Genomic DNA, 12,471 nt, shown 5'->3' on the forward strand with positions numbered 1-12,471 from the left:
CCCCGTGGATCGACCACACCCCGCCGCCGGTCAGCAGGAACGACGTCGCCTGCCTCGTCGGCCGGTTGCGCGGCGTGGACGAGGCGGTGGTGCTGTCGTCACCAGCGTGGTGATCCCGCCGGTCGCCTGCGCGCACCGGCTGCGAGGGGAATGGGGGGCACGGCGATGAGCGCTCGCTGGGCGGAAACCGTGTCGTGCGGCTCGGACCCGTGCCGGACAGAGGGCGGGCCGGCCGGCGCGCCCGCCCACACCGGCAGGCCCGGTGGCGGCAGACGCGGGGGCGCCGGAAGACGCGCGGGCGAGCACACGAGCAGGGGCCGGCGGGGCAGGACCGGGCGCGACCGGGCCGTGCACGACAGGTCCGGGCGCGACAGGTCCGGGCGCGACAGCTCCGGGCAGGACAGCTCCGGGCGCGACGCGGCCGAGCAGGAAGAGCCGGTGCGGAGCGGCGCCGGCAGGGGGCGGGTGCTCGTGGCACGCCTGGACGACGCGGGTGACGTGCTGCTCGCGGGACCCGCCGTCAGGGCCGTGCGGACGCTGGCCGCCGAGGTGGTCTTCCTGGCGGGCCCGAACGGCAGGGCGGCCGCCGAGCTGCTGCCGGGCGTGGACCGGGTAGTCGAGTGGCAGGCCCCGTGGATCGACCACACCCCGCCGCCGGTCAGCAGGAACGACGTCGCCTGCCTCGTCGGCCGGTTGCGCGGCGTGGACGAGGCGGTGGTGCTGACGTCGTTCCACCAGTCCGCGCTGCCGCTGGCGCTGCTGCTGAGGCTGGCGGGCGTACGCCGGATCACCGCCATCAGCAACGACTATCCCGGCTCGCTGCTGGACGTCAGGCACGTCGTGGACGAGAGCGTCGACGTGCCGGAGGCGGAGCGGATGCTGGCCGTCGCCGCGGCGGCCGGGTTCCTGCTGCCGCCGGACGATGACGGGAAACTCGCCGTTCAGCGGCCATTGCCGGATATTTCGGCTCGTTTGGGGAACACGTCCGGCGCTGACAAGCGCACGTACGTCGTGGTCCACCCCGGAACCTCGGCCCCCGCCCGAACCTGGCCCGCCGATCTGCACCGGCAGGCGGTGCGGGAGCTGGCCGAGGACGGGCACCAGGTCGTCGTGACCGGAACAGAACGTGATCTCACCGCCCACGTGGCCGGAGACGTCGCCGTCGACCTGGGCGGGATGACCACGCTCGCCGAACTGGCCGCCGTGATCGAGCACGCGGGCGTGCTGGTGGCCGGCAACACCGGCCCCGCGCACCTGGCCGCGGCCGTCGGCACTCCGGTCGTGAGCCTGTTCGCCCCCGTCGTCCCCGCGGTCCGGTGGGCCCCGTACGGCGTGCCCACGGTGCTGCTCGGCGACCAGCAGGCGCCCTGCCTGGACAGCAGGGCGCGCACCTGCCCGGTGCCCGGGCACCCATGCCTGTCCCAGGTGACCAGCGAGCAGGTGGTCAAGGCAGTGAGGGAGCTGACGCAGTGAAGGTGGATCTCATCTCCGAGCACGCGGACCCGCTGGCCGCGGTGGGCGGCGTCGATTCGGGCGGCCAGAACGTGCACGTCGCCGCGCTGGCCGTGGCGCTGGCGGAGCGCGGGCACACGGTGGTCGTCCACACCCGGCGCACCTGCGGCTCGCAGCCCGCCTCGGTGACCATGGCGCCGGGCGTCACGGTCGAGTACGTCCCCGCCGGCCCCGCGGCACAGGTCCCCAAGGACGAGCTTCCTCCGTACATGCCGGAGTTCACCGAGCGGCTCGCGGACCGGTGGGCCGCGCGCCCGCCGGACATCGTGCACGCCCACTTCTGGATGAGCGGGCAGGCGGCCCTGCAGGCGGCCACCGGAGTGCCGGTGGTGCAGACGTTCCACGCGCTCGGCACCGTCAAGCGGCGCTGGCAGGGCGGGGCGGACACCAGTCCCGCGCACCGGATCGCCACCGAACGCGAGATCGCCAAGCGGGCCGACGCCGTGCTCGCGACCTGCACCGACGAGGTGCACGAGCTGCGCGCGATGGGCGTGCCCGAGCAGCGGGTCGCGGTCGTGCCGTGCGGGGTGGACCTGACCGCGTTCTGCCCGGAGGGGCCGGTCGCGCCCCGTACCGAGGGCAGCCTGGTGCTGAGCATCGGCAGGATGGTGCCGCGCAAGGGTGTCGACACGGTCGTCAGGGCGATGCGCGGGGTGCCCGGCGCCGAGCTCGTGATCGCCGGCGGCGGCCAGGACGACGCGGAGGCGCGCCGGCTGCGCGAACTGGCGGGGGCGTACGGGATGGAGCACCGCGTACACGTGATCGGCAGCGTGCCGCGCTCGCACGTGCCGGCGCTGATGCGCTCGGCCGACGTCGTCGTCACGGTGCCGTGGTACGAGCCGTTCGGCATGGTGCCGGTGGAGGCGATGGCGTGCGGCGTCCCCGTCGTGGCCTCGGCGGTCGGCGGCCACCTGGACACGGTCGCCGGCGCCGGCGTGCTGGTGCCGCCGCGCCGCCCGCGCGCCCTGGCCAGGGTGTTGCGCGAGGTGCTCGGCGACCCGCGCAGGCGGGCGGAGCTGGGCGCGGCGGGAGCGCGCCGGGCCCGCGAGAGGTACAGCTGGGCCCGCGTGGCCGAGCGCACGGAGGCCGTGTACGCGCAGGTCATCGACGGCAAGGTCGGCCATCTGGCGGCCCTGGGGGGTTGATCATGGATGCTCATCTGGAGAAGCTCTGGAACACGCTGGAGAAGGTCGACGACCACGCGGTCGCCGTCCGGGCCTGGGGTGGGAAGCTGGCCGGTGTGCTGTCCGCCGGAGGCAGGCTGCTGGCCTGCGGCAACGGCGGCTCCGCCGCGGAGGCCCAGCATCTGACGGCCGAGCTGGTCGGCAGGTTCCGGCACGACAGGCGGCCGTACGCGGCGATCCCGCTGCACGCCGACGGCTCGGCGCTGACGGCGATCGCGAACGACTTCGGCCACGAGGAGGTCTACGCCCGCCAGGTGCTGGCGCACGGCCGCGCGGGCGACGTGCTGATCTGTCTGTCCACCAGCGGCCGCAGCCCCAACGTGCTGGCCGCGGCCGCGGCGGCGCAGGAGTGCGGGATCGTCGCCTGGGCCATGACGGGCCCCGCGCCGAACCCGCTGGCCGGCCTGTGCGACGAGGCGGTCGCGGTGCCGGCGGAGGAGACGGCCACCGTGCAGGAGGTGCATCTCGCGCTGATCCACCTGTTGTGCGACGCGGTGGAGGAGGCGCTGTGAGGGGACCGCTCGTCGTCATCGGCGACTCGCTGCTGGACGTGGACGTCGAAGGCGACGCGGAGCGGCTGTGCCCCGACGCGCCGGTCCCCGTGGTCGACGTGGCCGCCGAGCAGGCCCGCCCCGGCGGGGCAGGCCTGGCGGCGCTGCTGGCCGCCCGCGACGGCGCCGACGTCGTGCTGATCACCGCGATGGGCGACGACCCCGACGGCCACCGCCTGTGCGGGCTGCTGTCCGAGGAGCTCGACCTGGTACGCCTCCCGCTGCGCGGCGGGACCGTGCGCAAGACCAGGATCAGGTCGAAGGGCCAGACGCTGGTCAGGCTGGACACCGGCGACGGCGCCGCCAGGTACGCCCCCAGCGAGGAGGCGGCGCAGGCGATCCTCCAGGCGGGCGCGGTGCTGGTGTCCGACTACGGCAGGGGTGTGGCCAGGATGGCCCGCGGGCTGCTGCGCGACGTCGCCGTTCCGGTGGTGTGGGACCCGCATCCCCGGGGCGAACGGCCCATGCCCGGCTGCGCGCTGGTGACGCCGAGCGAGGCGGAGGCCCGGCTCCTGTGCCCCGACGGCTATCACGGCCCTGACCAGGCGGCCCGCTGCCTGGTGAGGGCCATGCAGGCCAGGGCGGTGGCCGTCACGACCGGCGAGCGGGGCGCCGCGCTGGCCGTGGAGGGCGGCCCGCTGACGGCGGTGCCGCCGCCGGTGCGCGCCGCCGGGCAGGACGCGTGCGGGGCGGGCGACCGGTTCGCCGCCGCCGCCGCGCTCGCGCTGCGTGACGGCACCGACGTGCAGGACGCGGTGACGATCGGCGTCGGCGAGGCCTCGCGGTTCGTCGAGCGCGGCGGCGCGGCCACCGTCAAGGTCCGCGAGCAGCGGCTCGGCGACCGGCCGCGCACGGCGCTGGAGGTGGCCGAGCTCACCCGCGCTCAGGGTGGCCGGCTGATCGCCACGGGCGGCTGCTTCGACCTGCTCCACGCGGGCCACGTGAGCCTGTTGCGGCGGGCCAGGGCCCTCGGCGACGCGCTGGTCGTCTGCGTCAACTCCGACGACTCGGTACGCCGGCTGAAGGGCCCGCCGAGGCCGATCGTGGACGCGCGCGACCGGGTCGAGGTGCTCAGGGCGCTCAGCTGCGTGGACGCCGTGCTGGTGTTCGAGGAGGACACCCCGGCGGCCGCCATCGAGCGGCTGCGGCCCGACGTGTGGGTCAAGGGCGGCGACTACGCGGGGGAGGTCCTGCCCGAATGCGAGGTCCTCGGCAGGCTCGGCGCGGAAACCGTCGTGCTGAGCACGCTGCCGGGGCGTTCGACCACCAATCTGATCAAGGAGATCCAGTGAACATTCTCGTCACCGGGGGAGCCTCCGGGCTCGGACTGGCCACCGCCGAGGCCGTGGAGAAGGAGGGCTGGCGGCCGCTGGTCGTCGACGTCCGAGCGCCCGACCAGCGTTTCGACCACGTCACGGCCGACCTGGCCGACCGGGGGGAGGCCGAGCGCGCCGTCCGCGAGCTGGCCGAGCGGGCCGGTGGCCTGGACGGCGTGGTGACGGCCGCGGGCATCGACGCGTGCGGGCGCCTGGAGGACGTCCCCGCCGACGACTGGGAGCGGGTCATCCGGGTGAACCTGCTCGGCACGGCCTCCGTCGTGCGGGCGGCGCTGCCGTATCTCAAGCACACCCGCGGCACGGTCGTCACCTGCGCGTCGACGCTGGGTCTTCGGCCGCTGAGCGACGCGTCGGCGTACTCGGCGTCGAAGTTCGGCGTGGTCGGCTTCACCAGGGCGCTGGCGACCGAGCTGCGCGGGGAGGTCGGGGTGACCCTGCTGATCCCCGGCGGCATGCGTACGAGCTTCTTCGACGGCCGTCCCGAGCAGTACAAGCCGGGGCCCGAGGCCGGGCTGAACGATCCGGCCCACGTCGCCCAGTCCATCGTCTTCGCGCTGCGGCAGCCGGCCGGATGCGAGGTGAGAGAGCTCGTCGTCTGCCCGTCCACGGAGACGTCATGGCCCTAGATCTGCTGGTGCTCCGCGGGCTCGGCCTGGGCGACCTGCTCACGGCCGTGCCCGCGCTGCGGGCGCTGCGGCAGGCCTTTCCCCGGCACCGGATCACGCTGGCGGCGCCGCGGGCGCTGGACGCCCTCCCGCCGCTGACCGGGGCGGTGGACGCGCAGGTGGACGTGTCGGGGCCGGGGCCGATCCCCATGGACAGGGTGCCGTTCGAGCGCCCCGACATCGCGGTGAACCTGCACGGCAAGGGCCCGCAGAGCATCGAGGCGCTGCGGGACACCGATCCCGGCCGGCTGATCAGCTTCGGCACGGGCCCGCCGTACCCGGACGGTGTGCACGAGGTGCGGCGCTGGTGCGGGCTGCTGGAATGGCACGGCATCGACGCCGACCCCGCCGACCTGACGCTCGGCGTCTCCGACCGTACGGGGCCCGCGATCGTGCACCCGGGTGCCGCCTACCCCGCCCGGCGCTGGCCGCCGGAACGTTTCGCGGAGGTCGCCGCCGCGCTGGACGACGTGGTCGTCACGGGGAACGCCGAGGAGACGCCGCTGGCCAAGCGGGTCGCCGAGCTGGCGGGACTGCCGTCCACGCGGGTGCTGGCCGGGCGGACCACCATGGCCGACCTGGTCGACCTGGTCAGCCGGTCGCGGCTGGTGGTGTGCGGCGACACCGGGGTCGCGCACCTGGCGACGGCGTTTTGCGTCCCGTCGGTGGTGCTGTTCGGGCCGGTCTCCCCCGCCCTGTGGGGGCCGCCGCCCGGCTGGCGTCACGTGGCTTTGTGGGCCGGGCGGAACGGAGATCCGCACGGCGAGCGGCCGGATCCCGGCCTGTTGAAGATCGAAGTTTCCGAAGTCGTCGACGCTGCCTTGGAGGTCACGTCATGAGGGCTCTGGTCACCGGGGGCGCCGGCTTTCTCGGCTCCTACCTGTGCGAGCGGCTGCTGGATGAGGGTGCGGAGGTGGTCTGCATGGACAGCTTCCTGACCGGCGGGCCACGCAATGTCGAGCATCTGATGGACCGGCCGGAGTTCCGGCTGATCGAGTGCGACCTGACCGGGTACATACACGTGCCCGACCGGCTGGACCTCGTGCTGCACTTCGCCTCGGCCGCCTCGCCCGCCGACTACCTGCGCTACCCGATCGAGACCCTGCGGGTGGGCAGCGCCGGCACGCTGCACGCGCTGGGGCTGGCCAGGGAGAAGGGCGCCAGGTTCGTGCTGGCCTCCACCAGCGAGGTGTACGGCGACCCGCTGGAGCATCCGCAGCGCGAGACGTACTGGGGCAACGTGAACCCGGTCGGCCCGCGCAGCGTCTACGACGAGGCCAAACGCTTCGCCGAGTCGCTGACCACCGCCTACCGCCACTCGCGCGGCACCGACACCGGGATCGTGCGCATCTTCAACACCTACGGGCCGCGCATGCGCCCGTTCGACGGCCGGGCGATCCCGACGTTCATCAGGCAGGCGCTGAAGGGCGAGCCGATCACGATCACCGGGGACGGCTCGCAGACGCGCTCGGTCTGCTATGTGGACGACACCGTGTCGGGCATCCTCGCGATGGCCCGCAGCCACTTCGGCGGCCCGGTCAACATCGGCAACCCGGACGAGCTGACCATGCTGGAGCTTGCCACGATGATCAAGGAGCTGGCCGGGTCGTCGTCGGAGATCGTCTTCATCGACCGTCCCGCCGACGATCCCCAGGTCAGGCGGCCCGACACGTCGCTGGCGGCCGAGCAGCTGGGCTGGCGGGCGCGGGTGCCGGCGGCCGAGGGGCTCAGGCGCACGATCGAGTGGTTCACCGCCGAGCTGGCCTCGATGGACCAGCTCGAACAGCTGCAGGTCTGATCATGGCGCGGACCGCGATGGTCGTCGTCGACATGCTCAACCCGTACGAGCACGCGGACGCCGAGCAGCTGGAGCGCGCCGTCCAACCGATCGTGCCCCCGCTGGTCGAGCTCATCGGCCGGGCACGGTCGCGCGACGACGTGGACCTGATCTACGTCAACGACAATTACGGCGACTTCACCGCCACCAGGGACGACCTGGTGACGCGGGCGCTCGGCGGCCACCGGCCGGACCTGGTGGAGCCGATCGTGCCCCCGGAGGACTGCTCGTTCCTGCCGAAGGTGCGGCACAGCGCGTTCTTCGGGACGCCGCTGGAGTACCTGCTCGGGCAGCTGGGGACGGACACGGTCCTGCTGGCGGGCCAGGTGACCGAGCAGTGCATCCTGTACAGCGCGCTGGACGCGTACATCCGGCACTATTCGATCATGGTGCCGCCGGACTGCGTGGCGGCGATCCACCGCGACCTCGGGCTGGCGGCGCTGCGCATGATGGAGCGCAACATGTCGGCCGAGGTCACCCCGGCCAGGGGCTGCCTCACCTAGCGCGGGCCCCGCCGGGCACCTCGAGAGAGCTCTCGGCCAGGAGCTCATCGGGCCCGGGTCTCGTAGGCGGCCCTGCTGGCCTCGATGTGCTCGATGTGCCTGATGGCCCAGCCGGCGAGGGCCAGCGCGGGCGGGATGAGGCTCCGCCCGGTGGAGGTCAGCGCGTATTCGACCCTCGGCGGAACCTCCGCGTACGCCGTCCGGGAGACCAGGCCGTCGCGCTCCAGGTTCCTCAGTGTCAGCGTCCGCTGGGAGATCCCGGGGATCTGCCGATGCAGGTCGGTGAAGCGCAGCCGCTGCTGATCAAGGGTCGCCACGATCAGCAGGGTCCACTTGTCGCAGATCCGGTCAAGGATCGCGCGGATCGTCCGGCCGCCGTTCCCGCGGATCATGCAGGTGTGCTCGTACTCCGACACGACAGCCCCTTGTGCGTAACGCACACGCGTGTGCCTTTTGGAGGGCTCTCAATAGTGACGCATGACGGTGCAACTCACGAACGGTAACCGTGCGCTCGGAGCCCTCATGACCATCGCCTACTGGATCATCGCCGCGCTTGGATCGCGCCGTGGCTCGCCGTCGCCGCCGCGATCGGCCTCGTCCTGGTCCGGATCGGCGGAATCGTGGTCACGTCTCCCGCGGCGAAGTCCGGGTGATCGGACTCAACATCGCCCTCCTGGCCACCGCGGCCGTGACCGCCTGGCTGGGCACCACCTGGTTGTGAACGGGCCGCCCGCCCGCCACCACGGGCGGGCGGCCACCGATCGGCCGTCTCAGGAGGGCGGCCGCCGATCAGCCGCCCGCCGGCGGGAGCTGATCAGCCGCCTCTCCCCTGCTAGAGCTCCACGCCGAGCAGGGCGTCGACCAGGTCCTTGACCAGGCCGGGCGCGCCGGTGTCCGGGCCCTCGCCGGCCAGCGCCTCGGCGGCCCAGGCGTCGACGGCGGCCAGCGCGCCCGGCGCGTCGAGGTCGTCGGCCAGACGCTCGCGCACCGCGACCGCCAACTCCCCGGCGCGCGGCCCCGACGGCAGCGCCGTGGCCTGGCGCCACAGCTCCAGCCTGCGCTCGGCCTCGGCCATCAGCTCGGGCACGTATTCCCAGTCGGCGCGGTAGTGGTGGGCCAGCAGCACCAGCCGGACCGCCATCGGGTCGTGCTTCTCGCGCAGCTTGGAGACGAAGACCAGGTTGCCCTTAGACTTCGACATCTTCTCGCCGTCGAGCGCCACCATGCCGGCGTGCGTGTAGAACTTGGCGAACGGCCACTCCCCCGTGGCCGCGTGGCCCTCGGAGGCGCCGCACTCGTGGTGCGGGAAGATCAGGTCGGAGCCGCCGCCGGCCACGTCGTAACCGGCGCCCAGGTTGTCGAGGGCGATCGCGGTGCACTCGATGTGCCAGCCGGGCCGGCCCCTGCCGAGAGACGAGTCCCAGGCGGGCTCGCCGGGCCGCTCGGCGCGCCACAGCAGCCAGTCGAGCGGGTGCCGCTTGCCCGGCCGGTCGGGGTCGCCGCCGCGCTCGGCGAACAGCGCCAGCATCTCGTCCTCGTCGTAGCCGGAGACCTGCCCGAACTTGGGCGCGTCGGCCACGTTGAAGTAGACGTCGCCGTCGAGATCATACGTGACCCCCTTGGCGGAGAGTCTGGCGATCAGATCGGCGACCTGGTCGACGACCTCGGTCACGCCGACGTACTCGCGGGGCGGCACGATCCGCAGCGCCTCCATGTCGCCGCGGAACAACTCGATCTCCCGCTCCGCCAGCTCGCGCCAGGAGACGCCGGTCTGCGTGGCCCGTTCCAGCAGCGGATCGTCCACGTCGGTCGCGTTCTGCGTGTAGTGCACCTCGTGGCCCGCGTCGCGCCACAACCGGCCGACGAGGTCGAAGGCGAGGTAGGTGTTGGCGTGGCCGAGATGGGTGGCGTCGTAGGGGGTGATGCCGCAGACGTACATCCTGGCGGTCGGCCCCGGATCGGTCTGCCGGACCTGCTTCGCGGAGGTGTCGTGGAGACGCAGCGGGATGCTCTCACCAGGGAGCTTGGGTATGTTCGGGGCAGACCACGATCGCATGTCTTCGAGCCTATCCGTCCCGATCTGCGGTCAGGTCGGCGAAGTCGTACGTCACGCCGCCGGTCCCGATCTCGACCTCCATGACCGAAAGGGAGGCGAAGACGCGGCCGTCGGCCAGCTCGTGCCGGACGATGAGCGCGGCCGGGTCGGAGGACGGCTCCGCCGCGGCCAGGTCGTGCCAGCCGCTCGTCTCCGCGAATCTGGGCAGGTGTGCCAGCACCCGCTCGCTTTTCGGATCGAGGCCCGTGTTGACCACCATGCTGGTGCCCTCGGGCAGCTCGGCCTCGGTGCGCCGCTCGCCGTCCCAGCTGAACAGCCGCACCCGCGACAGGTCGGCCAGCACCAGATGGAAGGGGTCGTAGCGGGTCAGGTCGGCGTCGGGGAAGTCTCCGCCGTACGCGGCCCGCAGCGCCAGGTCGCCACGGGAGATCTTCGTGGTCTCCTGCGCGGCCCGGCCGTGGCCGTTGAGGAGGGCGGCGGCCCGGCGGGCCGCCGGGTTGACGGCCAGCCAGGTGCCGCCGGCCTTGAGGTCGCGCCCGCCGATCACGCCCGGGTATTCGGGCCAGTGCTCACCCGGGCCCTCCCACGGGCGGTCGGTGAACTCGTCTCTCACACCCATGAGCGTCAGCGGCCGCCCGGTTCTCACGATCAGCGTGCACATGGGCAAAGGGTAATAAACGGCTCAAGTCGCGTACCGCCCGGGGTCGGGTCAGATCGGCGGCCAGGGGATGGCGGGCCAGCCCTCCGGCGGGTAGGGGTGCACGCCGGTGTCGAGCAGCCGCCTGACGCGCTGCCAGGTGGCCTCCACCTCCGCCGGGGTGAGCAGCTCGCGCAACCTGCGCCCGAGCGAGCCCGACTCGAGGTCGCGCTCCAGCTTGGCCAGCACCGCCACCGCCTCGCGGGCCAGCGGCTTGCCGCGCCACTGCCACAGCACCGTGCGCAGTTTGTCCTCGACGGAGAAGCAGACCCCGTGGTCGACGCCGTAGACGTGGCCGGTGGGCAGCGGCAGCAGGTGACCGCCCTTACGGTCGGCATTGTTGACCACGGCATCGAACACCGCCATCCGGCGCACGACCGGGTTGCGGCTCTTGACCAGCCGCATGAGGTCGATCTCACGCTCGGTGTCGATCCAGAGCTGGCACATGCCGGGCCCGAAAGGACCGTCGCGGTAGACCGTGGGCGGCACGATGCGCCAGCCGGTCGCCTGTGACACCTCGTAGGCGGCCACCTCGCGGGCGGCCAGGGTGCCGTCGGGAAAATCCCACAGCGGGCGCTCCCCGCGTACGGGCTTGTAGACGCAGGCCGCCGTGCGGGAGCCCAGCTTGACCGAGCAGTAGAGCGTCATGTTGGTCGCCTCGACCAGGCGGCCGGCCACCTCCAGGCGGCCGTCACGCAGGAGCGTGTGGGCCTCGTCCTCGTGCAGGGGTGGCGGCTGGGACGACTTGACGGCCGGTTCGCTCTCAGGAGCGGTCATGAAGCCGCCTCACCCCCGCGGTAGCCGTTGAGTCGCACGCACACGTGACCGGCCGCGTCGAGCGGCTGGCCGCACAGGGGACACGGCGGGCGGCCCGCCGCGACGATCTGCAGCGCTCGCTGGGTGAAGGCCCGGGCGGCCCCGGCGCTGATGCGCACGCGCAGCACCGCGGGGTCGGGGCCGTCGAGGTCGTCCTCGTCGACGGCCTCCTGCGCCTCGATCACCACCTGCGACCTGTCCGAGTCCCATGCGAGCGCCATGGTCCCCACCCGGAAATCCTCCGCGACCGGCACGTCCAGGGGCGCGTCGTCGGCCAGGTCGGCGGGAGCCAGCGCGGGCACGTGCGCGGTGCCCCCGCTCAGGCGCAACACCTCGTCGAGCAGCTCGTCGAGCCTGCCCGCCAGCGCAGCGACCTGCAACTTCTCCAGCGCCACCGTGGTCAGTCTGCCCTCGGCCCTGGCCTGCAGAAAAAAGACCCGCGCGCCCGGCTGCCCCAAGGCACCGGCGACGAACCTCTCTGGTGGGTCGTAGTCGAAGACCGGCATAGCCTGACCTTACGTGGTTCCGGGTCCGCCGCCGACGGCAGCATCGCTCCCGGTGATGTTTTCTCCCCCGTCTTTCTCCTCCGAATCCTCGGGAAGCCTCAATTCCCCCATATCGTTAAGCCTGAGCACAAAGGGACGCAAGGGCGCATAGCGAATGACGGTGAGCGCTCCAGGATCGGCCGTTATCCGCTGAAAATGATCGAGGTGGAGGCCCAGAGCGTCCGCGACGATCGCCTTGATCACGTCGCCGTGGCTGCAGACCAGGTAGACACCCTTCTCCCCGACCCGCTCGTTCCACTCCCTGACCGCCGCGACCGCCCGATGCTGCATCGCCGTCAGCGCCTCGCCGCCGGGAAAGGCCACCGCGCTCGGATGCGCCTGCACGACCTGCCACAGCGGCTCGCGGGCGAGCTCTTTCAGCGGCCGCCCGGTCCACTCGCCGTAACCGCACTCGATGAACCGCTCGTCGATCACCACCTCCGCCGCGCGCCCGTCGGCGACCGCCTGGGCCGTCTCCCTGCATCGTTCGAGCGGGCTGGAGACGATGGCGTCGAGCCCGACGCCCGCGATGCGCCCGGCGAGCGCCGCGGCCTGCGCGCTGCCCGCCTCGCTCAGGTGCACCCCCGGAGTACGGCCGGCCAGCACCGGCCCTGTGAGATCCGTCAGCCCGTGCCGGGCGAGAAGCAACGTGGTCACCCTGCCAGTGTCGCAGGCGTCGATCACAACGGCTCATCGACCCGGACGCGCGACGGGCCGCCCGCTCCCCCGTGGACCCGGACGACAGCCCGCCGGGCAATCTCCTGCCCG

14 protein-coding genes are annotated in these 12,471 nt (G+C 73.0%); 8 read left to right on the plus strand and 6 right to left on the minus strand.

The window, feature by feature from the left end; translation table 11 throughout:
- Positions 1–438 precede the first annotated feature (438 nt).
- Genes E1292_RS17900 through E1292_RS17935 form a run of 8 tightly spaced genes read left to right on the plus strand, consistent with a single transcriptional unit; the run spans position 439 to position 7,589 of the window.
- Positions 439–1,473 (plus strand): glycosyltransferase family 9 protein, encoded by a 1,035-nt coding sequence (locus E1292_RS17900; protein WP_220446910.1) that lies wholly within the window; start codon positions 439–441, stop codon positions 1,471–1,473.
- Entirely contained in the window at positions 1,470–2,657 is a 1,188-nt protein-coding gene (locus E1292_RS17905) for a glycosyltransferase (RefSeq protein WP_132596351.1), read from the plus strand. Before E1292_RS17900 ends, E1292_RS17905 begins: the two co-directional genes overlap by 4 nt.
- 2 nt (positions 2,658–2,659) lie before the next feature.
- Positions 2,660–3,208: a D-sedoheptulose-7-phosphate isomerase gene (locus E1292_RS17910; RefSeq protein WP_132596352.1), complete on the plus strand. Its 549-nt coding sequence runs from the start codon at positions 2,660–2,662 to the stop codon at positions 3,206–3,208.
- Complete coding sequence (locus E1292_RS17915; RefSeq protein ID WP_132596353.1) at positions 3,205–4,539, plus strand: PfkB family carbohydrate kinase; 1,335 nt, start codon at positions 3,205–3,207, stop codon at positions 4,537–4,539. The genes E1292_RS17910 and E1292_RS17915 overlap by 4 nt, the downstream gene beginning before the upstream one ends.
- Positions 4,536–5,210 (plus strand): SDR family oxidoreductase, encoded by a 675-nt coding sequence (locus E1292_RS17920; RefSeq protein WP_132596354.1) that lies wholly within the window; start codon positions 4,536–4,538, stop codon positions 5,208–5,210. The genes E1292_RS17915 and E1292_RS17920 overlap by 4 nt, the downstream gene beginning before the upstream one ends.
- The gene (locus E1292_RS17925; RefSeq protein ID WP_132596355.1) at positions 5,201–6,088 is read left to right on the plus strand and encodes a glycosyltransferase family 9 protein; all 888 of its coding nucleotides are present in this window, start codon (positions 5,201–5,203) and stop codon (positions 6,086–6,088) included. Before E1292_RS17920 ends, E1292_RS17925 begins: the two co-directional genes overlap by 10 nt.
- Positions 6,085–7,047 (plus strand): UDP-glucuronic acid decarboxylase family protein, encoded by a 963-nt coding sequence (locus E1292_RS17930; RefSeq protein ID WP_132596356.1) that lies wholly within the window; start codon positions 6,085–6,087, stop codon positions 7,045–7,047. The genes E1292_RS17925 and E1292_RS17930 overlap by 4 nt, the downstream gene beginning before the upstream one ends.
- A gap of 2 nt (positions 7,048–7,049) precedes the next feature.
- Positions 7,050–7,589, plus strand: a complete 540-nt coding sequence (locus E1292_RS17935; protein WP_132596357.1) for a cysteine hydrolase family protein — start codon at positions 7,050–7,052, stop codon at positions 7,587–7,589.
- 44 nt (positions 7,590–7,633) lie between these two features.
- Here the strand turns inward: E1292_RS17935 and E1292_RS17940 are convergent, their stop codons facing one another.
- From E1292_RS17940 to E1292_RS17970, 6 genes are all read right to left on the minus strand, one after another.
- The gene (locus tag E1292_RS17940) at positions 7,634–8,005 is read right to left on the minus strand and encodes a winged helix-turn-helix transcriptional regulator (RefSeq protein ID WP_132596358.1); all 372 of its coding nucleotides are present in this window, start codon (positions 8,003–8,005) and stop codon (positions 7,634–7,636) included.
- A gap of 416 nt (positions 8,006–8,421) precedes the next feature.
- The gene (mshC, locus tag E1292_RS17950; protein WP_132596359.1) at positions 8,422–9,645 is read right to left on the minus strand and encodes a cysteine--1-D-myo-inosityl 2-amino-2-deoxy-alpha-D-glucopyranoside ligase; all 1,224 of its coding nucleotides are present in this window, start codon (positions 9,643–9,645) and stop codon (positions 8,422–8,424) included.
- A gap of 10 nt (positions 9,646–9,655) precedes the next feature.
- Positions 9,656–10,306 carry an NRDE family protein gene (locus tag E1292_RS17955; protein WP_132596360.1) on the minus strand — a complete coding sequence of 217 codons (651 nt, stop codon included), beginning with the start codon at positions 10,304–10,306 and terminating at the stop codon, positions 9,656–9,658.
- Between the two features lie 48 nt (positions 10,307–10,354).
- A complete protein-coding gene (locus E1292_RS17960; RefSeq protein WP_132596361.1) occupies positions 10,355–11,119 on the minus strand; it encodes an SCO1664 family protein in 765 nt (254 codons plus the stop codon).
- On the minus strand, positions 11,116–11,664 hold the full coding sequence (locus tag E1292_RS17965) for a DUF3090 domain-containing protein (protein WP_132516004.1): 549 nt from the start codon (positions 11,662–11,664) through the stop codon (positions 11,116–11,118). The genes E1292_RS17960 and E1292_RS17965 overlap by 4 nt, the downstream gene beginning before the upstream one ends.
- Positions 11,665–11,673: 9 nt before the next feature.
- Entirely contained in the window at positions 11,674–12,360 is a 687-nt protein-coding gene (locus tag E1292_RS17970; protein ID WP_132596362.1) for an MSMEG_4193 family putative phosphomutase, read from the minus strand.
- Positions 12,361–12,471: the final 111 nt, after the last annotated feature.

It is taken from the genome of Nonomuraea deserti (assembly GCF_004348685.1).
GTDB classification, from domain to species: domain Bacteria; phylum Actinomycetota; class Actinomycetes; order Streptosporangiales; family Streptosporangiaceae; genus Nonomuraea; species Nonomuraea deserti.

Coding starts and splice junctions, on each gene's coding strand:
- E1292_RS17930 (WP_132596356.1), top strand. CDS start 6,085: ATGAGGGCTCTGGTCACCGGGGGCGCCGGCTTTCTCGGCTCCTACCTG.
- E1292_RS17935 (WP_132596357.1), top strand. CDS start 7,050: ATGGCGCGGACCGCGATGGTCGTCGTCGACATGCTCAACCCGTACGAG.
- mshC (WP_132596359.1), bottom strand. CDS start 9,645: ATGCGATCGTGGTCTGCCCCGAACATACCCAAGCTCCCTGGTGAGAGC.
- E1292_RS17955 (WP_132596360.1), bottom strand. CDS start 10,306: ATGTGCACGCTGATCGTGAGAACCGGGCGGCCGCTGACGCTCATGGGT.
- E1292_RS17925 (WP_132596355.1), top strand. CDS start 5,201: ATGGCCCTAGATCTGCTGGTGCTCCGCGGGCTCGGCCTGGGCGACCTG.
- E1292_RS17965 (WP_132516004.1), bottom strand. CDS start 11,664: ATGCCGGTCTTCGACTACGACCCACCAGAGAGGTTCGTCGCCGGTGCC.
- E1292_RS17960 (WP_132596361.1), bottom strand. CDS start 11,119: ATGACCGCTCCTGAGAGCGAACCGGCCGTCAAGTCGTCCCAGCCGCCA.
- E1292_RS17910 (WP_132596352.1), top strand. CDS start 2,660: ATGGATGCTCATCTGGAGAAGCTCTGGAACACGCTGGAGAAGGTCGAC.